Source organism: Paraglaciecola sp. G1-13, from assembly GCF_055809255.1.
Genome location: NZ_CM147903.1, coordinates 1,074,455 through 1,092,553, shown reverse-complemented (window position 1 = coordinate 1,092,553; position 18,099 = coordinate 1,074,455). Strand labels below are relative to the sequence as shown.

22 protein-coding genes are annotated in these 18,099 nt (G+C 45.0%); 11 read left to right on the top strand and 11 right to left on the bottom strand.

Translation table 11 applies throughout. The annotated features are described in order from the left end of the window. Positions 1–31 precede the first annotated feature (31 nt). Positions 32–796: an outer membrane protein assembly factor BamD gene (locus AC0L6N_RS04565; protein ID WP_473481247.1), complete on the top strand. Its 765-nt coding sequence runs from the start codon at positions 32–34 to the stop codon at positions 794–796. Positions 797–875: 79 nt separating this feature from the next. On the opposite strand, the gene AC0L6N_RS04560 is transcribed toward AC0L6N_RS04565, so the two are convergent. Genes AC0L6N_RS04560 through AC0L6N_RS04550 form a run of 3 tightly spaced genes read right to left on the bottom strand, consistent with a single transcriptional unit; the run spans position 876 to position 2,776 of the window. Next, complete coding sequence (locus AC0L6N_RS04560) at positions 876–1,547, bottom strand: ChrR family anti-sigma-E factor (protein ID WP_473479289.1); 672 nt, start codon at positions 1,545–1,547, stop codon at positions 876–878. Continuing rightward, the gene (locus tag AC0L6N_RS04555) at positions 1,540–2,154 is read right to left on the bottom strand and encodes a sigma-70 family RNA polymerase sigma factor (RefSeq protein WP_011574179.1); all 615 of its coding nucleotides are present in this window, start codon (positions 2,152–2,154) and stop codon (positions 1,540–1,542) included. The genes AC0L6N_RS04560 and AC0L6N_RS04555 overlap by 8 nt, the downstream gene beginning before the upstream one ends. Before the next feature lie 55 nt (positions 2,155–2,209). Then, entirely contained in the window at positions 2,210–2,776 is a 567-nt protein-coding gene (locus tag AC0L6N_RS04550) for an LON peptidase substrate-binding domain-containing protein (protein ID WP_011574178.1), read from the bottom strand. A 162-nt stretch (positions 2,777–2,938) separates the two neighbouring features. Between AC0L6N_RS04550 and AC0L6N_RS04545 the strand changes: the two genes are divergently transcribed. From AC0L6N_RS04545 to AC0L6N_RS04515, 7 genes are read left to right on the top strand one after another with little or no spacing between them, the layout of a single operon-like run. Beyond that, positions 2,939–3,361 carry a nuclear transport factor 2 family protein gene (locus AC0L6N_RS04545; RefSeq protein ID WP_473479286.1) on the top strand — a complete coding sequence of 141 codons (423 nt, stop codon included), beginning with the start codon at positions 2,939–2,941 and terminating at the stop codon, positions 3,359–3,361. After that, the gene (locus tag AC0L6N_RS04540) at positions 3,358–4,074 is read left to right on the top strand and encodes an SDR family NAD(P)-dependent oxidoreductase (protein ID WP_473479284.1); all 717 of its coding nucleotides are present in this window, start codon (positions 3,358–3,360) and stop codon (positions 4,072–4,074) included. The genes AC0L6N_RS04545 and AC0L6N_RS04540 overlap by 4 nt, the downstream gene beginning before the upstream one ends. A 16-nt stretch (positions 4,075–4,090) precedes the next feature. Then, the gene (locus AC0L6N_RS04535; RefSeq protein ID WP_473479281.1) at positions 4,091–5,362 is read left to right on the top strand and encodes an NAD(P)/FAD-dependent oxidoreductase; all 1,272 of its coding nucleotides are present in this window, start codon (positions 4,091–4,093) and stop codon (positions 5,360–5,362) included. Further along, positions 5,362–6,090, top strand: coding sequence for a DUF1365 domain-containing protein (locus AC0L6N_RS04530; RefSeq protein WP_473479279.1), 729 nt, complete (start codon positions 5,362–5,364; stop codon positions 6,088–6,090). The genes AC0L6N_RS04535 and AC0L6N_RS04530 overlap by 1 nt, the downstream gene beginning before the upstream one ends. 1 nt (position 6,091) lies before the next feature. Continuing rightward, a complete protein-coding gene (locus tag AC0L6N_RS04525; protein ID WP_473479276.1) occupies positions 6,092–7,345 on the top strand; it encodes a class I SAM-dependent methyltransferase in 1,254 nt (417 codons plus the stop codon). Between the two features lie 3 nt (positions 7,346–7,348). Next, positions 7,349–7,873, top strand: a complete 525-nt coding sequence (locus AC0L6N_RS04520) for a chalcone isomerase family protein (RefSeq protein WP_473479274.1) — start codon at positions 7,349–7,351, stop codon at positions 7,871–7,873. An 8-nt stretch (positions 7,874–7,881) separates the two neighbouring features. Continuing rightward, positions 7,882–8,439 carry a DUF3833 domain-containing protein gene (locus AC0L6N_RS04515; RefSeq protein WP_473479271.1) on the top strand — a complete coding sequence of 186 codons (558 nt, stop codon included), beginning with the start codon at positions 7,882–7,884 and terminating at the stop codon, positions 8,437–8,439. Between the two features lie 113 nt (positions 8,440–8,552). On the opposite strand, the gene AC0L6N_RS04510 is transcribed toward AC0L6N_RS04515, so the two are convergent. Beyond that, positions 8,553–9,470 carry a flagellar motor protein MotB gene (locus tag AC0L6N_RS04510; protein WP_011574170.1) on the bottom strand — a complete coding sequence of 306 codons (918 nt, stop codon included), beginning with the start codon at positions 9,468–9,470 and terminating at the stop codon, positions 8,553–8,555. A 3-nt stretch (positions 9,471–9,473) separates the two neighbouring features. Next, positions 9,474–10,238, bottom strand: coding sequence for a flagellar motor protein PomA (gene pomA / locus AC0L6N_RS04505; protein ID WP_006992184.1), 765 nt, complete (start codon positions 10,236–10,238; stop codon positions 9,474–9,476). A 337-nt stretch (positions 10,239–10,575) separates the two neighbouring features. On the opposite strand from pomA, the gene xseB reads away from it, so the two are divergent. Genes xseB through dxs form a run of 3 tightly spaced genes read left to right on the top strand, consistent with a single transcriptional unit; the run spans position 10,576 to position 13,628 of the window. Further along, on the top strand, positions 10,576–10,827 hold the full coding sequence (gene xseB / locus AC0L6N_RS04500; protein ID WP_473479268.1) for an exodeoxyribonuclease VII small subunit: 252 nt from the start codon (positions 10,576–10,578) through the stop codon (positions 10,825–10,827). Then, the gene (gene ispA / locus AC0L6N_RS04495; RefSeq protein ID WP_473479266.1) at positions 10,827–11,717 is read left to right on the top strand and encodes a (2E,6E)-farnesyl diphosphate synthase; all 891 of its coding nucleotides are present in this window, start codon (positions 10,827–10,829) and stop codon (positions 11,715–11,717) included. The genes xseB and ispA overlap by 1 nt, the downstream gene beginning before the upstream one ends. A gap of 45 nt (positions 11,718–11,762) precedes the next feature. Continuing rightward, complete coding sequence (dxs, locus tag AC0L6N_RS04490) at positions 11,763–13,628, top strand: 1-deoxy-D-xylulose-5-phosphate synthase (protein WP_473479263.1); 1,866 nt, start codon at positions 11,763–11,765, stop codon at positions 13,626–13,628. A gap of 84 nt (positions 13,629–13,712) precedes the next feature. Here the strand turns inward: dxs and AC0L6N_RS04485 are convergent, their stop codons facing one another. The 6 genes from AC0L6N_RS04485 to ribBA all read right to left on the bottom strand — a co-directional run bounded on the left by AC0L6N_RS04485 (position 13,713) and on the right by ribBA (position 18,070). Then, complete coding sequence (locus tag AC0L6N_RS04485) at positions 13,713–14,156, bottom strand: YaiI/YqxD family protein (protein WP_473479260.1); 444 nt, start codon at positions 14,154–14,156, stop codon at positions 13,713–13,715. Positions 14,157–14,258: 102 nt separating this feature from the next. Beyond that, a complete protein-coding gene (locus AC0L6N_RS04480; RefSeq protein ID WP_473479257.1) occupies positions 14,259–14,747 on the bottom strand; it encodes a phosphatidylglycerophosphatase A family protein in 489 nt (162 codons plus the stop codon). Beyond that, positions 14,747–15,757 (bottom strand): thiamine-phosphate kinase, encoded by a 1,011-nt coding sequence (thiL, locus tag AC0L6N_RS04475; RefSeq protein ID WP_473479255.1) that lies wholly within the window; start codon positions 15,755–15,757, stop codon positions 14,747–14,749. The genes AC0L6N_RS04480 and thiL overlap by 1 nt, the downstream gene beginning before the upstream one ends. A gap of 71 nt (positions 15,758–15,828) precedes the next feature. Further along, positions 15,829–16,251, bottom strand: a complete 423-nt coding sequence (gene nusB, locus AC0L6N_RS04470) for a transcription antitermination factor NusB (RefSeq protein WP_011574163.1) — start codon at positions 16,249–16,251, stop codon at positions 15,829–15,831. Beyond that, a complete protein-coding gene (gene ribH / locus AC0L6N_RS04465; protein ID WP_006992174.1) occupies positions 16,252–16,728 on the bottom strand; it encodes a 6,7-dimethyl-8-ribityllumazine synthase in 477 nt (158 codons plus the stop codon). Between the two features lie 244 nt (positions 16,729–16,972). Beyond that, entirely contained in the window at positions 16,973–18,070 is a 1,098-nt protein-coding gene (gene ribBA / locus AC0L6N_RS04460) for a bifunctional 3,4-dihydroxy-2-butanone-4-phosphate synthase/GTP cyclohydrolase II (RefSeq protein ID WP_473479251.1), read from the bottom strand. Between the last annotated feature and the right edge of the window lie 29 nt (positions 18,071–18,099).

Here is an 18,099-nt window from a genome sequence, read left to right as displayed (position 1 = left end):
AGCATAAATAAGAGCAAATAAGACAAATATGATGAGAAAGTTATCGTTACCCAAGATTTTTCTAGCCGCTGCGATCATCGCACTAGGTGGCTGTTCGTCCTCTCCAGATGAAGAAGAAGTCGTAGTCAACAACCGTAGTGCTCAGTCTTTGTATGAAGATGCGAAAGAAAAAATGGCAATTGGTAACTTCAATGCCGCGACTGCAACACTCAGCGCATTAGATTCCAGATACCCCTTTGGTCCTTTATCCAATCAGGTTCAGTTGGACTTGATTTATGCATATTACAAGTCAGGTAAAGTAAATGAAGCGATATCAACTATCGACCGTTTCACTCGCTTGAACCCAAACCATGCTGACGTTGATTACGCTATTTATATGCGTGGATTAACCAACATGGAATCCGATAAAAACCTATTCCAAGAATTGGTCGGTATAGACCGCTCAGATCGCGATCCAAGTAAGTCTCGTGAAGCTTTCGAAGATTTCAGGCGTTTAATCGAGAAATACCCTGACAGCAAGTATGCCGCTGATGCACAAAAACGTATGTTGCATATCAAAAGTCGCTTAGCAAAGTATGAAATTGCTATTGCACGCTTTTATATGCGCCGTGAAGCGTTTGTTGCTGCAGCCAACCGCGGGCGCTATGTTTTAGAGTACTACCCTGATACAGATCATGTACAAGAAGCACTAGAGATTATGGTGGAGTGTTACGACCAACTTAAATTAGACGAATTGAAAAATAACGTCATGAAAACACTTAAGTTGAACTACCCTGATAGCAGCTTCATTAGCTAACAATCCGGTAAATTTCACAAAAAAAAACGCGCCATGAGCGCGTTTTTTATTGTCTGTTATTGGGTAAATCAGGCCAACTTTATTTGAAAAATAATTGACTGAACGGATTCAAAAGACGGGCTAAGCCTGACGTAAAATGTAACGGCTTGTCCACCATAGTAAATACCAAACATCCCTCGTCAGCTTCTGAAAACGGCATATGCTTCTTGGTACTATCCATGATCGTGAAGTCTCCGCAATCGTAATCAGCTAATCCATCACTAAATTGACCATCAATCACTAACGTAAATTCGGTTCCCTTGTGAGTATGCTCTGGTACTTTGCCGCCCTTTTCCATGTAGATGAAGTTAGCTTGTCCGTCCTGGCCTAAATCAACCGGCGCCTGCCATAGCTTACCCACAAGCCGTGACCAATTACCCGTTTTATGGGTGTATCGAGCAAGCGCTCTTGGCAGGGCAAAGTGCTTTCCATCCAACTCAAGCATGTTATTAACGGGCTGAAGAACCGGAGCTTCAACGTTGGGAGTTTGCATTATTTGCAACATCATATCGTTAAAATCAGGTTGTGTTTCGACCGCTTCTAAGTTGGTTGGAAAAACCTCAAGTCCCGCCTCTTCTTGTGCCTGCATGGTTATTGCTTGGCAGCGAGGGCACATATCTACGTGGGCGGATATCATCAAAGCTAAATTTGTTGGGCACGTTCCTTCAGCGAAAGCGCGAAGATGCGCCAAATCTGGGTGAAAATTAATCATTATCTTTTAACATCTCTTTCAATCGCTGCAAAGCAAGACGGGTTCTGGATTTGACCGTCCCCAAAGGGATGTCAAATTGGTCAGCGACTTCCTGCTGAGATTTACCTTCAATATAAATTGCTTCAATCACTTCGCGTTGCTTTTTCGGCAGGTCTTCGAATATAACCCCGAGCTGCTGAAGTGTTATTTGCTCATCTAATGAGACTTCGTTTACATCAGCGGTTTGCTCGCAAAGCACCGGCCATAGATCGTCAGCGCAGATATCTTCTTTACGGTTACGCTGTTTGCGCAACATGTCGAAGCGGATATTACGTGCAATAGTGAAAATCCAAGTGGAGGGAGCACCTTTTTCGGCATTGAATAAGTGAGATTTCTGCCACACATTCGACATGGTGTCTTGCACCAATTCCATAGCTAAAGCCTCATTACCCATTTGTTTTAGGGCATACGAGCGAAGACGTGGCGCGAAATAATTAAATATCTCTGCGAAAGAACGTTTGCAACGAGACTGCCCTACCAACACAAGATACGATGACATTTCATCCGCACAATCTTTTGGTACAACAGCATGTGAATGTTTTGATTCCAAAGGGATTCCGACTAGCATCACTTTCCACCGGTATTTAATAATAGTCTTTATACTGGCTGTGATGCGAAAAAGATCATTTCACTAATTGTGTCAAATAATCGATCGTTTTGACATAGTCCCTTTGCTGAATAAAATGTTGTTTCTGTTCTGCTGATACTGGCAGTAATTCTAGCCAACGGTAGATGACCCACATGGGATCATTAAAAAGAGGCTCAGGATACAACTCTTGGATTTCCGGATACTTGTTAAATACATCCATCAAACGTTGCTTAACTAGCGCAACATTCGCTTCTGGCTCAGGTTGCCAAATTGGTGACCAACTGCACTGCCCTACATGCAAGCCGTCTTCCTCTGTGGTCACTTTTTCGATATTGAAACACCGGTCACCCTCAACGGTTATACCTAACAAACCATCACTAAGCATATCAAAGTCAACGACAGTGACATGCGTGCCTACAGGGTGAATATGCTCATTTCGGTCTTTGTCACCCTTTGCGTTTAACATGCATATTCCGAAACCAGTTTGTGTGGCGCAGGCATTTTTGACCATACGCACATAACGTGGTTCGAAAATGCGCAAATCCATACGTCCTTGGGGTAGAACGTGTGCTGATAAAGGAAATAAAGGTAGAGTTATCATATTCACTGTAAACAACGATTTTTTGTGGTTGATAGCAATAGTACGTCTGAGTTGAAATTAGGATCGCTCTTGTAACACGGCACTATACGAGTGATCTAAAACGCGTCTATCGCGTTACTATAATATCGCTAACAATATTCATACTTTTGAAGAGCATAACAGATGGAAGTAGTAACGCTTTTTGTCAATTTTTATAAATCACTAGGCACCCAATCACTCAGTGAGCTTAAAAACATATACAGCGATGATGTGGTGTTCGTTGACCCTGTCACTGAACATAAGGGTTTTGCTGCTGTTCATCGTTATTTCGAGCAATTATTAGCAGATGTCAATGAGTGTACCTTTGATATTTCACAGATAAAAGAAGCTGACTCAACTGTGTTTGTGAACTGGAAAATGCATTTTAGACACCCTAAATTAAAGGCAGGTAAGCTTATCAGCGTTGAAGGCATCAGCCAGCTGATAGTGAAGGAACAAAAAATTTGCTACCAGCGAGATTATTACGATTTGGGCAGTATGCTCTACGAACAAGTGCCGCTGTTAGGCACAGTGATTAAATATCTCAAAAAGCGACTCGCATCATGAAACGTATACTGATTACCGGCGCCACGTCAGGAATAGGCGAAGCTTTAGTAAAGCACGCCGCCCAAAGTGGATATGACGTCATAGCCTGTGGCAGAAATGCCGATAAACTAAAAACATTTGAGGGCGTTCGAGCTGTGACCACATTACAATTTGATGTCACTGACAGGCAGCAGACGAAGCTCAAATTAGAGGCGATCAGCGCCGACATTTATGTGTTAAATGCGGGGGTATGTGAATACGTCGATTTAGATTCATTCGACCCAGATATGTTCAAACGTGTATTCGAAGCCAATTTTTTTGGCGTTGTCCACTGTATTGACGCCCTGCTTCCAAAGTTAAGCACTGGCTCACAACTTGTATTAGTAGACAGCATGGCCAGATTCCTGCCGTTTACTCAAAGTCAGGCATATGGTGCCAGTAAAGCGGCACTGCATTATTTGACTAAAACCATGGAAGTGGATTTAGCGGACAAAGGCGTTGTCGTGCAAAGTATCTCCCCCGGCTTTGTAGAAACCCCGTTAACAGACAAGAATGACTTTGATATGCCGATGAAGATTTCCGTACATGAAGCAGCAGAAAGCTTGCTAAAAGGCATAGAGCGTCAATCTGCCAGTGTCTATTTCCCCACAATGTTTGGTTTATTACTGCGTTTTCTTTCTCGCTTACCAAGCTCACTGAAAGTCGCCTTAAGCAAAAAAATGAAAAATAATTAACAGGAAACGAACCAAGATGTCTAAACGAATTGCCATTATCGGCAGCGGTATTTCAGGTTTGACCTGCGGCTACTTATTACATAAAAATCACGATATTACCGTATTTGAAGCCAACGATTATATTGGCGGTCACACGGCCACTAAGGATGTCACCGTTAATGGCCGAGAATATGCTATCGATACCGGCTTTATTGTATATAACGATTGGACCTATCCGAATTTCATCAAGTTGATGGATTCACTCAATGTAAAAAGCCAACCCACCGAGATGAGTTTCAGTGTCAAAAATCCAGCGCAGAATCTTGAGTATAACGGCAATACCATCAACAGCTTGTTTGCCCAACGACGTAACATTTTCCGCCCGTTCTTTTGGCGTATAGTAAGTGATATTTTGCGCTTCAATAAATTATGTAAAGCACAAGATTTGGATGGCATCTCCGCTGACCAGAGCCTGTTTGGCTTTTTGACGGAACAGCATTTTAGCGACGCGTTTATTTATAATTACATATTGCCCATGTGTGCCGCGATTTGGTCCACTAGTGTCGAAGATATAAAAGCCTTTCCATTCAAGTTTTTTCTACGATTTTTCAGTAATCATGGCCTATTGAATGTGACGGATCGCCCTCAATGGCGCACGTTAATCGGCGGTTCAAGGGAGTATATTGTTCCCCTGACCAGAGGCTTCACAAATAAAATATTATTGAATACTCCCGTCACCTCTGTGACCAAAACAGCACAAGGCTATGAGCTGACCAGCTCTAAAGGCAGTGAATACTTTGATGATGTTATTTTTGCTTGCCACAGTGATCAGGCGCTTCGCCTATTAGACAATACCAGTATTGTGCAGCATGCTTCGGTGAAGAGCATTTTAGGCGCCATAAAGTACATTCCCAATGAGGTCATATTGCATACTGATGAAAGCGTTTTGCCCAAACGTAAACTGGCATGGGCCAGTTGGAATTACGCCATAGCCGATGAAAAACACGCTCATCAATCCCCCGCCGTGCTGACCTACAATATGAATATACTGCAATGTTTGCGTACTGATACGACATTTTGTGTGACGTTGAACGACCGAGCCTCAATCGCAGATGACAAAATACTAGGCGTGTACCAATACGCTCACCCCCAATTCGATAATGCAGCAATAGCCGCTCAATCCAGACGCAAAGAAATATCAGGTGTTGACGGCCTACATTTCTGTGGCGCCTACTGGTATAACGGCTTTCATGAAGATGGCGTGCTGAGTGCGTTAGACGTATGCCAGCAGTTTGGTGAAAGTCTGTAATGCAAAGCGCTATTTACAAGGGCCGGGTGTTTCATGCCCGGCATTATCCTAAAAAGCATGCCTTTAATTACGATATTTTTCTTATGTGGTTAAAGCTCGATGAGATAGAAAAAGTCGAAAAAGACGTGCGTTTTTTTTCCGCCTCTCGCTGGGCGCCGCAACGTTTTAAACGAGAAGATTACTTAGGCGACAACAACACCACATTACAAGACAGTGTGCTGGAACGCATGTCGGAATTAGCCGGAAAACCGCTGCAAGGCGACGTCTATTTTCTTGGCCAAGTGCGCACGTTTGGATTGTATTTCAGCCCAGTTAATTTTTACTACTTACGTCAACCTGACGGCACATATAGCCATATGTTAGCTGAAGTCAGTAATACCCCTTGGAATGAGCGGCATCATTATTTGGTGGATTTACACGACCAGAAAAATTCACAAAAAGCGTTTCACGTTTCCCCCTTCAATCCGTTGGAGATGCAATATCAATGGTCGGTTATGCAACCAAATCAAAAACTTAACTTGACCTTGAAATGCGTGAAAGATATTACTCATTTAGACACGGGGTTAAATTTAACGCGGATTGAATTGAACTCAAAATCCCTCTTTCGCGTATTAGTATCAATACCTCATATGGCCATAAGAACCGTCGTTGGTATTTATTGGCAGGCACTAAAACTATTTATAAAACGTGTGCCGTTTTACGCTCACGCAACACAAGGTAAGAAGTAATATGGTTAACAGCGAACAGACACTCCAAGCGGTGGATTCTCTCTCTTGGCAAGACAAAATTAGCCGCCAAATCATGTTGAAAATATTTGCTAGCCTGCCGGAAGGCGAAATGGTGATAAAAGAAAATGGTGTGCTCGTCGATGTATTCGGTGAAAAGGGCTCTGACTTGCATGCTGAGATAAACTTCATCGATTTACGCGCCTATCGCCATTTGCTTTTTGGTGGTAGCGTTGCTTCAGGGGAAACCTACACGGACGGTATGTGGACGACTCCCAATTTGACCAACGTTATTCGCATATTTGCCCGAAACCTGCCTATGCTTGACCGCTGGGAAGGCAAAATGGAATGGCTCGCCCTTCCCCTTAGAAAGTTAAGTCACCTTGCAAGGCGCAATTCCACCAGCCAGGCGAAGAAAAACATCGCAGATCATTATGATCTAGGCAACAAGCTTTATACACGCTTCTTAGATCAAACCATGATGTACTCCTCGGCAATCTATCCTCATCAAGATGCAGATTTACATCAGGCGCAACAACATAAACTAAAAACAATTTGTGAGAAGTTACAGCTGACCGAAGACGATCACCTTCTTGAAATTGGTACCGGCTGGGGTGGTCTAGCTGTGTATGCAGCCAAACACTACGGTTGCAAAGTGACCACGACCACTATTTCAGAGGAGCAATATCAGTTTGCCGAACAATGGGTGGCTCGGGAAAATCTAGAGCAGCATATTACATTGCTGAAAAAAGACTATCGCTTGCTTGAAGGCCAATACGACAAACTGGTCTCCATTGAAATGATTGAAGCAGTAGGCAAAGAGTACTTACCCACTTTCTTTCAGCAGTGCTCAAACTTGCTCAAAAAAGACGGCATTATGCTGTTACAAGCGATCACCATCAGTGACCAACGCTTGAACAGTTACGCTAAGAGTGTTGATTTTATTCAAAAGCATATTTTCCCCGGCGGTTTTTTACCCTCACAGCTTTTAATCAATCAACATCTGAAAAAACATACCGATATGATGATCCGCGATCTGCATGACATCGGTCTGGATTACGCGAGAACCTTACAACATTGGCATCAAGCGTTTAACGATAATATCGAAGCGCTAGCAAAAGACGGCTACGACGAACGCTTTGGCAACATGTGGCGCTATTACTTTAGTTATTGCGAAGGCGGTTTTCTTGAGCGCACCATTAGTACGGTGCAGCTAGTGCTGAGCAAGCCCGCTTACAATGCACAACTTAGTCGATAAACGATGAAAAAGTTGCTCACATATACACTTATAAGCGCGTTGCTGTTGCCTTTGAGCTTAAGTGCGTCGCCCATTGATGCACTCAAACCTGTAGGCAGCGCTAAGTTGTCGGTCGTATTTTGGGATATATACCAATCAACGCTCTACAGTGATGACGGCACGTTTACCAGTGATGACCTGACGCAAGAAAGTCAGAGTCCTCTCGCCCTAAATATTCAGTATTTGCGGGATATTGAGGCAGATGAACTGGTAGAAGCCACTGCCGATGAATGGAACAAGCTAGGGTTAGGTGAAGCAATCTACCAGCCATGGCTTACACAACTTACGGCGATATGGCCTGATATTCAGGAAAACGATGAGCTGTTGTTTGTCTTAAACCACACTGATGGTGGCGTCTTCTATTTTAACCAAGAAGAAATTGGGCGTATTGATGATCGCAGCTTTGGCGTCAATTTTTTGCGCATCTGGCTAGACAAAAAAGCCAGTTACCCGAAACTGCGTAATAAATTAATAGGCCAATCACAATAGGAACGTATATGACGATATTAAAAACATTGGCATTAACCGCCGGAGTAGCTCTGCTTGCAGGCTGCAGTGCCTCTATCGATGATTATCGTGACACTAGGCCCACATTTTCACTCAAAAACTATTTTGATGGTGAAATAACAGCTTGGGGAATTGTGCAAGACTATTCAGGAAAGCTAACTCGCCGATTCTGCGTTGACATCGTCGCCACGTGGCAAGGTAACAAAGGGCAACTTCACGAGTCATTTTTCTTTAACGACGGTACCCGCCAGACCCGTATTTGGAAGGTGAGTGTCGCGCAAGACCAAACAGTGACGGGCACTGCCGGTGACGTTGTGGGTCAAGCGTCTGGCTCATCCCAAGGTAGCGCGTTTAATTGGCAGTACACTTTGACCGTGCCCATTGATGGCACCGAGTATGATTTTGCCATTGATGATTGGATGTACGCTCTCGACGACCAGCGCATGATGAATCGTTCGTATATGAAAAAGTTTGGCGTGACGGTGGCAGAATTCTCTATATTCTTTGACAAGAGCGCACGTATTCCCTCTTGTGAATCACAAATGTAGGTTAGTACACAGAAATGAGGAAAATAAAAAAGCGGCATATGTGCCGCTTTTTAGATTTGAATTTATTGACTAAGCTAGCCCTACTCTGCTGCCTCCGCTTAGGTCAATACCGCTTATTCTACGACCGAGATAGGCTCTGATTCTTTCGCCTTACCCTGTTTAATCGCAATTTCCACGCGGCGATTGCGGCTTCTTGCTTGAGCATCGTCTTCACCTAACAATGGGGCGGTGTCCGCTTTACCAATGACCGCCATGCGCCCCTCATCAAACCCTGGGGCTTTACGTAGCTCCTCAGCTACCGCAACTGCGCGCTGAGCTGATAAATCCCAGTTAGAACGATACAGCTCGTTAGAAATAACCAAACTGTCACTATGACCGGATATCTCAATATCCCCAGGCATATCAGCCAACAAGGTTCCAATTTTACGCAGGATAGGCTTAAACTGCGGCTGCAAGAAAGCTGAGCCCGCTGAGAAAGAGCCGTTCTCACGAATACGGATAATCAGTTGTTGCCCTAGTGACTCCATCTCGATGGCACCATCAAGAATTTCCTTCTCAAGCTGCTGCGCCACCTTCTTCATTTGCTTATTGGCTTCTTCTTGACTCGCTGTGGTTTTGGCACTGGATTGTTCACTCGCCGTTTGCTGGGCAGCCCCGCCTTTTTGTTCACCGCGTTGTTTTTGACGCCCACCAGCGGAATCTTCATTACCCGCTTGAAACTCCAACATTTGCTGAGTCATTTCTATGGTTTGCTGCTGAATGGTTTCAATAGGGGTAGGATCGGGTCGACCCGGTCTGAATTCCATGGCGATAACACTGGTGCCTTTGGGAATATCTTTGACTTCAATTTTATTTTGAACGCCAAACGCAAACTTCATCGAGCCCGCGATCTGTTTGAACTTCAGTACATCCATTTCTGAAAACGACAGCAATAACACGAAGAAGCACATCAACAGTGACATCAAATCCGCGAATGTCCCCATCCACGCGGGTAATCCGGCGGGGGGGCATTTAGGGCATTCGTCTTCCATCAGTTATGCGTCTTCTGTCGCGCTACCGCGCTTACTGGCTGCAAGATAATTTTTCAAAATACCTTCAATAACACGAGGGTTCTGGCCGTCGGCTATGCCAATTATGCCATCGAGGATTAAGCTCTGGTTTAGTTTCTCTTCCACTGCTCTGTTACCTAGCTTCTCAGCAATAGGCAAACACACAACGTTCGCTAACACCGCGCCGTAAAGCGTTGTTAATAGCGCAACCGCCATTGCTGGTCCAATGGACTTAGGATCATCCATGTTTGACAGCATGGCAACCAAACCAATCAGCGTACCAATCATCCCCATGGCGGGAGCAACATCCCCCATCCCTTTAAAGATAGTAGCACCGAATTCATGCCGCTCTGTGGTCATAGATATGTCTTTGGCCATAGTGGCACGCACAACGTCCACATCGTGACCGTCAACCAGCATATCAACGCCTTTTTGCATAAATTCGTTTTCTATTTGTGCTTCTTCTAGCGCTAAAAAACCGCCTTTACGCGCGGCATCCGCCATTTCAACGATTTTTTCAATCTGAGACTCAGGCGATTCGATTTTGAACATAAAGGCTTTACCGGCCACTTTACCTGCACCAAAGAATTGCCCAAGGGTGAATTGAGATAAAACGACAAAAAGACTACCGCAGACCACAATCAAAATGGATGGAACGTTAAAGAACATCCCCAAATCACCGCCCAGCACCATGGCCATGATCACGAAGCCGATTGCGCCAATCATGCCTATAAGGGTTGCTAAATCCACATTGTACTCCCATCAAAAAAGTGTGTTACGCGAAATATCAAATGGCCCAGCTCTAAAAACGCCTGCTTTAAAAAGCGAAAATTCGCAGGAGGTGCATTTAGGTTGTTGACTTGGTTAATCATTTTATCGACAAAGTTGAAATAATCTATAGTACTTAGCTATAAACCTGCCTAAAGAAATCCAAATAAACGCATTCGTCGTAAGATAATTACTTTATCTCGGAACAATCTTTTGTACGTTGGCCCTATGCGCCATGAAAAAGGTTTGACCACTATTTACCCCTCAGGTAAGGTGCGCTCAACTCGCAAAAGAGCAAGATATAAAAGAAGCAAAACCTATGACCAGTCGCAAAAAAACCGAAAACTTAAGCTTTGAAGAATCAATGCAAGAGCTCGATAGCATAGTCAATCAAATGGAAGAAGGTGAGCTAAGTTTAGAAGACGCTTTAGGGCGCTTTGAGCGAGGCATTCAATTAGCCCGCCATAGTCAAAACAAACTTAAACAAGCCGAACAGAAAGTTCAGATCTTAATGGGTCAAGACGAGCAAGCTCCACTGACTGACTTCGACCCCAACAATACCCAAGACTAATGACATTTGAGACTCAACAGAAGCGTGTGCATCGACACGTTGACGCTTTATTACAAGCGCAAATTGGCAACCTTGGTGACCATGCCCCAACGTTAAAAAATGCCATGCAGTACGCCTTGCTAATGGGCGGAAAACGCATGCGACCTTTTTTGGTGTATGCTGTCGGCGAAGCTTTAGGGGTTGAACAGTCTGATCTTGATGCCCCCGCCCTCGCATTAGAATGCATCCATGCTTATTCCTTGGTACACGATGATTTGCCTGCGATGGACGACGACGATTTACGCCGCGGGCACCCCACGTGTCACATTCAGTTTGATGAAGCCAACGCTATTTTAGCCGGCGATGCCCTGCAAACTTTGGCCTTTGAGATCATCGTTAATTACCCATTATCAGATTTTGCCAATGTGCAACGTATCGAATTGGTGCGTATTTTAGGTCAAGCATCTGGTTACGACGGCATGTGTGGCGGACAAGGAATTGATTTAGCGTCCACCAATAAGCTGATCACTCAAACACAACTGGAGTTGCTGCATAGCAAAAAAACCGGGGCGCTTATCACTGCAGCGGTAAAAATGGCATCCGCGTTGTGCCCGTCAGTTAGCGATGAAAGCAAAACGCTATTGCAGCAATATGCGTCCACCATTGGTTTGGCGTTTCAGGTGCAGGACGATATTTTGGATGTGGTCGGTGATTCACAAACCTTAGGTAAACCCCAAGGTTCAGACCAAGAGCAGAATAAAAGTACCTATCCTGCACTGCTTGGTTTAGAAGGTGCTCAGGGCTATCTCGCTCAACTTCATCAAGAAGCGCTTCAAGCTTTGGACGCTTTACCTTACAATACACAGGTGTTGAAATCATTTACCGATTTCGTCATTCATCGTAATCATTGATTACGAACGATACATCATCCAATAATAATAGTAGAAACGTACCTCATGACCCTGGATTTAGCCCACTACCCGCTTCTGGCTTTAGCGGACACGCCCGAGCAATTGCGAGAGCTTCCTCAAGACAAACTAAAGCAAGTCGCCAAAGAATTACGTCAATATTTGTTAACCAGCGTAAGCCAAAGTAGTGGTCATTTTGCCTCTGGGTTGGGCACAGTCGAATTAACCGTCGCCCTGCATTATGTTTACAACACCCCGTTCGACCGCCTTATCTGGGATGTGGGCCATCAAGCTTATCCCCATAAGATTTTGACAGGCCGTCGTGATCGTATGCCTACCATTCGCCAAAAGAACGGTTTGCACCCTTTCCCTTGGCCGAACGAAAGTGAGTACGATACCTTTGCCGTAGGTCACTCATCTACCTCCATCAGCGCTGCAGTAGGTATGGCCGTTGCTGCAGAAAAAGAAGCATTGGGTAGAAAGGTCGTTGCCGTTATCGGTGATGGCGCAATGACCGCAGGTATGGCATTTGAAGCGCTAAATCATGGCGGTGACATCGATAAAGACATGCTGGTTATTTTAAATGATAACGAGATGTCAATTTCAGAGAATGTGGGGGCATTAAACAGTCACCTAGCCCGTTTACTTACAGGTAACTTCTTTAACTCTATTCGTGACGGCGGCAAGAAACTCCTCAGCAGCGTTCCGCCTATCAAAGAGTTCGCCAGCCGAGCCGAAGAACATATCAAAGGCATGGTAGTACCAGGCACTATCTTCGAAGAATTAGGGTTTAATTACATTGGGCCGATTGATGGTCACGATGTAAACGGTGTGGTCGACACATTGAAAAACATGCGCAACATCAAAGGGGCGCAAATTCTTCACGTGGTCACCAAAAAAGGTAAAGGCTATGAGCTAGCCGAGAAAGACCCGATTAAATTTCATGCCGTGCCTAAATTCAACCCATCTGCTGATGGTTTGCCTAAGGCTGCGCCGAGCGATCCAACGTTTTCAAACATTTTTGGCCGTTGGTTGTGTGACATGGCACAACAAGATCCGAATTTAATGGCTGTTACCCCTGCCATGCGCGAAGGCTCAGGTATGGTCGAGTTTTCACAAAAATTCCCAGCACAATATTTTGACGTCGCCATTGCCGAGCAACACGCAGTGACATTCGCTGCGGGCCTTGCCAAAGAAGGCCAAAATGCCGTAGTGGCTATTTACTCGACGTTTTTGCAGCGCGCCTACGATCAGCTGATCCACGATGTGGCTTTGCAAAACTTACCCGTGTTGTTCGCTATTGACCGCGCAGGTTTAGTCGGTGCTGACGGGCCAACGCACCAAGGCGCATTCGATATCCCATTTTTACGCTGTATTCCGAACATGGTTATCATGGTACCTGCGGATGAAAATGAATGTCGCCAAATGCTATACACAGGACACAAGCTGAACAAACCGGCTGCAGTCAGATACCCAAGAGGTTCAGGCACAGGGGTTAAGCCCGATAACACCATGCAAGCATTAGAAATCGGTAAAAGCAGAACCATACGCCAAGGCGAAAAAGTCGCTATCTTGAATTTTGGCGTGTTACTGCCTTATGCAGAAAAAGCCGCTGAAGTACTCAATGCCACTGTGATTGATATGCGCTTCGTCAAGCCCTTGGATACTGAAGCGGTGGCCAATGTAGCCAAAGATCATGAACTGCTTATTACCCTTGAAGATGGCGCTACCACAGGTGGTGCTGGCGGCGCGGTGGCTGAATACCTACTGAGTACAGTACACACCAGTCGCTTACTGCAAATCGGTTTGCCTGATGAGTTTATAATGCAGGGCACCCAAACTGAGATGTATGCTGAAATTGGAATGGATGACGCGGGTATAATCGCTAAAGCACACACTTTCTTGGCACAGTAAAAGCCCTCTATTCCCAATCTATTAAGCCGCTTTATTGCTACTCAGTAAAGCTAAAAGCGGCCTTGGTATTAGCCACCCACAAACCTATCGCTGAGCCAGTAACCTATCTAGATTATTGGCAAACGCTTGTTTCTCTTTGTTGCCATAAGCGCCAGGACCACCTGTTTGAACGCCGCTGCTACGCATGGTGTCCATGAAGTCACGAATATTCAATATGCTACCGATACTTTCTTTGGTGTAAAGCTCACCACGTGGGTTGAGCGCATGAGCGCCCTTAGCAATGACCTCGGCGGCAAACGGTATGTCGGCGGTGATCACCAAGTCGTTCGCTACGCATTGCTCAACAATATAATCATCAGCCACGTCAAAGCCACTTTGTACCTGAATACTGGTAATGTTTTTATCAGGCGGTACAGGAATGTGTTGGTTTGCCACCAAGGTCATTTCAACCTGAGTGCGCTGCGCCGCTTTAAACAAGATTTGTTTTACAAGAACGGGACACGCGTCCGCATCAACCCAGATTTTCATGGAGTACCTTTTCGATTAACAAACAACAAAGAATCAACAAAACAGAATAAAAAACAAAGAGTATGAAGCGTTAGCGCGCATAACTGTATCGTTTAGAAGCGGCTACAGCCAGCCAAAATACAGCGTGATGTGCATCAGAATGAGGGCGAAAAAACCTGCTAAAATATCGTCAATCATAATGCCGAACCCGCCATGTACCCGCGCATCTAAATAACTGATCGGCCAAGGCTTCAAAATATCAAAAATACGAAACAGAACAAAACCGAGCAACAATGTTTGCCAACTTAGCGGTACCGCAGTCATAGTGATAAGCAAGCCTGCAATTTCATCCCATACTATGGATGAATCATCATGCACCATCATGTCTTTGGCTGTTTTACCACATAACCAAATACCGATGACTGAGGCTATCAAAGTCACCAGCAAATAGCCTGTTAGCGTAGTGCTATAAGCAAGCAAACACACCAATGGAACAGCCGCAACCGTACCGAATGTGCCAGGCGCTTTTGGCGCTAAACCGCTGCCAAACCCCAAGGCTAAGAAGTGAATGGGGTTGGCTAGTGAAACGCGTTTACGAATATGCCTATCCATTATGCTCGCTTCGCGTGGTTAGGTTGTTCTTTCGTTAATTCAGCTGAATTGAAATGCTCAAACCCCGTTTGGCTGTATGCATAACTTTCATCATTGAATTTCAAATCAATCTTGCCAACCGCACCGTTAATTTGGCCGATGCAGGTTGCTGGCACATTACTGCAAGCTAACACACGCTCTACATTGTTTTTTTGCTCTTCACTCACAGTAAACAGAAGCTCGTAATCATCACCAGAACTCAAAGCGTAATGAAATGCGGCATCTCGATCTGCGGACTCGAGCATCGCTTTGGATAACGGCAGTTTATCGAGTTGCAAGCACGCCCCACATTGGGATGCCTTTAATATCTGCTTAATATCGGCCAACAAACCATCAGAGATATCGATACAAGCACTCGCCACACGGCGTAAACTGGTGCCAGCAAATACTCTTGGTGTTGGATAATGCAAACGTTTCAGCAAGTACTCACTGTGCTCGGTACTTTTAACCTCAGCACGATTAAGCAGAATATCTAGCCCTAAGCCAGCATCCCCTAATGAGCCCGTCACATAAACGAAATCACCGGGTTTAGCACCAGAGCGCTTCAAAGCTTGATCAGCGGCAACAAACCCTTGGGCGGTAATGGTGATCGCCAGTGGACCTTGCACCGTATCGCCGCCAATAAGCTGAACAGAGTAATACTCAGTGTGTTCTCTAAAGCCTTCAGAGAACGCTTTAAGCCACTGCTCATCCACGTTAGGTAAAGATAAAGATAGACTCAACCAAGCTGGCTCAGCGCCCATGGCTGCCAAATCACTCAAATTTACCGCAATAGCTTTTTGGGCAATGGCTTTAGGGTCGGCGTCAGGCAAAAAATGCACACCACTCACTAAGGTATCAGTCGTGGTGGCAAGGGCTTGACCGGCAGGAATCTGGGTAATAGCGCAATCATCGCCTATGCCTAACAGTACATCCTTGCGCTGAAAGCTTACATCGCGAAAATAGGTATCGATCAAAGAAAATTCTTTCACATTTTTATTTTAAAACTCTAAGATTAAAGGGAATACATGGCCTGTGTAACTCCCTAAAATATAACGATCTTTTATGACAACTCGTGTTTACGAAGGGTTTTTATGGCTTTATCAAGCACCCCATTCACAAACTTGTGGCTCTCTTCAGCACCAAACGACTTAGCAAGCTCAATGGCCTCATTAATGACCACTTTATAAGGGACATCAATACGCTCAACAAGTTCGTAAGTAGCCAGTCGTAAAATAGCGTTTTCAACGGGATCAAGCTCTTCCGGTAAACGCCCCAAATAAGGTTTGATTTTCGCATCCAGCTCGGCCGTTCTACGCACAACGGCGCGCAACAACTCTAGAAAGTACTCGGTATCAACGTCTTGCATGTTATTGCTCGTGACGATACTCAGTTCTATCTGATCAAGTGGATTTTTTGACATCTGCCAAGAGTAAACGGCTTGAACCGCTAATTCTCTAGCTTTACGACGAGCTGCTGGTTTCACCTACTCTGCCCCTTCGATATTGGCCATAACGTTAACCATTTCAAGTGCACCTAATGCTGCTTCAGCGCCTTTGTTACCTGCTTTAGTACCAGAGCGCTCAATAGCCTGCTCGATACTGTCAGTGGTGATAACGCCAAAAGAAACCGGAATACCGAATTCAAGTGACACCTGAGCTAAACCTTTGTTGCATTCACCAGCAACAAATTCGAAGTGTGGTGTACCGCCACGGATAACAGCGCCTAGAGCGATGATCCCATCAAAGGTTCCTTTTTCCGCTAGCTTTTTAGCCGCGATAGGCAACTCGTATGCACCAGGTACGCGAACCAAAGTGATATCTTGGCTGTTTACTTCACCGTGACGCTCTAGCGTATCTAATGCGCCTTCAACCAAACTCTCAACAACGAAACTGTTGAAACGTGACACAACCAACGCAAATTTTTTGCCTGTTGCGCGAATATTACCTTCAATGATATTCATGCCTAATAAGCCTTATCTGTAAAAAATGGCGCGTATGATAGCACAGCACCATATGATCCCAAACAGCTTAATGCGCTGTTTATAAAATAGTCATTATCGATGGCAAAGTATTTTGCTGCTCAAGGCGAAATCAAAGATCGGGGAGACGTTTAAGCGAATACCGCTTATCAACTGATGTGTAACGCGTAAAAACAAAAAACGCCTGACAAGCAGGCGTTTTTAGAGTTTGTGATTAACTGTTTAGCTAATCGACATATTCAACCACTTCCAAGCCATAACCTGATAAGGCATGGTACTTTTTAGGTCGACTTAGCAAGCGCATTTTCTTCACGCCTAAGCTGGCAAGTATTTGACTGCCAACCCCTACAGTGCGAGATGTGCCGCTCCATGCTGCGCCAACAGGCTTTTCGCCGTTGTCTTCGGCTTCAAACTGTTTCACTTGCGTCAGTAAATCTTCATCTTTACCCAGTAAAACCAGCACACCACCTTCAGCGGCAATGCGTTTTAGTGCTTGGGGTAAATTCATGCTGCGCTCAATTGCCCGCTCAGAACCCAGCAAGTCACTCAAAGTATTGTGCAAATGCACACGCACCAACGTTGGTTCATCAGGGCTAATTTCGCCTTTACTCAACGCGAAATGTACTTGGTTATCAATAGAGTCTTTGAAGGTAACCAAATCAAACTCACCGAACTCAGTCGGCAGTTTGCATTTTGCCACTTGCTCGATGGTGGTTTCATTTAGGTTACGATATTCAATCAAATCAGCGATTGTGCCAATTTTCAGGTCATGCTTTTTAGCAAATTCTTGTAACTCAGGGCCACGTGCCATGGTGCCGTCTTCGTTGAGTATTTCAACGATAACTGAGGCAGGCTCCAGGCCAGCTAAACGCGGTAAATCAACACCCGCTTCGGTATGCCCAGCGCGATTTAACACCCCACCTTCTTTGGCAATAAGGGGGAATATATGCCCGGGTTGCACAATATCGTTGGCCGTGGCATCCGTAGCAACCGCCGCTAAAATAGTGCGCGCACGATCCGCAGCAGAAATACCCGTGGTGACCCCTTCACGTGCTTCGATTGATACGGTGAAGTTAGTCGAGAACTGTGCACCGTTGTTATCCACCATCAAAGGCAAATTCAAGCGTTTACAACGCTCTGCTGTCATGGGCAAGCAAACCAACCCCCGAGCGTGAGTCACCATAAAGTTAATGTCTTTTGGGGTGACGCACTCAGCGGCCATAATTAAATCGCCTTCGTTTTCACGGTCTTCGTCATCCATCAAGATAACCATTTTGCCAAGACGAATGTCTTCGATAATTTCTGCTGTTGTGTTCATTGCCATAATATTGTGATTCTTTTTGGTTGTGTCTT

Coding starts and splice junctions, on each gene's coding strand:
- dxs (WP_473479263.1), top strand. CDS start 11,763: ATGACCCTGGATTTAGCCCACTACCCGCTTCTGGCTTTAGCGGACACG.
- AC0L6N_RS04550 (WP_011574178.1), bottom strand. CDS start 2,776: ATGATAACTCTACCTTTATTTCCTTTATCAGCACACGTTCTACCCCAA.
- AC0L6N_RS04530 (WP_473479279.1), top strand. CDS start 5,362: ATGCAAAGCGCTATTTACAAGGGCCGGGTGTTTCATGCCCGGCATTAT.
- AC0L6N_RS04480 (WP_473479257.1), bottom strand. CDS start 14,747: ATGGATAGGCATATTCGTAAACGCGTTTCACTAGCCAACCCCATTCAC.
- AC0L6N_RS04535 (WP_473479281.1), top strand. CDS start 4,091: ATGTCTAAACGAATTGCCATTATCGGCAGCGGTATTTCAGGTTTGACC.
- AC0L6N_RS04565 (WP_473481247.1), top strand. CDS start 32: ATGAGAAAGTTATCGTTACCCAAGATTTTTCTAGCCGCTGCGATCATC.
- AC0L6N_RS04545 (WP_473479286.1), top strand. CDS start 2,939: ATGGAAGTAGTAACGCTTTTTGTCAATTTTTATAAATCACTAGGCACC.
- AC0L6N_RS04520 (WP_473479274.1), top strand. CDS start 7,349: ATGAAAAAGTTGCTCACATATACACTTATAAGCGCGTTGCTGTTGCCT.
- AC0L6N_RS04525 (WP_473479276.1), top strand. CDS start 6,092: ATGGTTAACAGCGAACAGACACTCCAAGCGGTGGATTCTCTCTCTTGG.
- ispA (WP_473479266.1), top strand. CDS start 10,827: ATGACATTTGAGACTCAACAGAAGCGTGTGCATCGACACGTTGACGCT.
- AC0L6N_RS04555 (WP_011574179.1), bottom strand. CDS start 2,154: ATGCTAGTCGGAATCCCTTTGGAATCAAAACATTCACATGCTGTTGTA.
- AC0L6N_RS04540 (WP_473479284.1), top strand. CDS start 3,358: ATGAAACGTATACTGATTACCGGCGCCACGTCAGGAATAGGCGAAGCT.
- ribH (WP_006992174.1), bottom strand. CDS start 16,728: ATGAATATCATTGAAGGTAATATTCGCGCAACAGGCAAAAAATTTGCG.
- AC0L6N_RS04515 (WP_473479271.1), top strand. CDS start 7,882: ATGACGATATTAAAAACATTGGCATTAACCGCCGGAGTAGCTCTGCTT.
- AC0L6N_RS04560 (WP_473479289.1), bottom strand. CDS start 1,547: ATGATTAATTTTCACCCAGATTTGGCGCATCTTCGCGCTTTCGCTGAA.
- AC0L6N_RS04485 (WP_473479260.1), bottom strand. CDS start 14,156: ATGAAAATCTGGGTTGATGCGGACGCGTGTCCCGTTCTTGTAAAACAA.
- ribBA (WP_473479251.1), bottom strand. CDS start 18,070: ATGGCAATGAACACAACAGCAGAAATTATCGAAGACATTCGTCTTGGC.
- xseB (WP_473479268.1), top strand. CDS start 10,576: ATGACCAGTCGCAAAAAAACCGAAAACTTAAGCTTTGAAGAATCAATG.
- AC0L6N_RS04510 (WP_011574170.1), bottom strand. CDS start 9,470: ATGGAAGACGAATGCCCTAAATGCCCCCCCGCCGGATTACCCGCGTGG.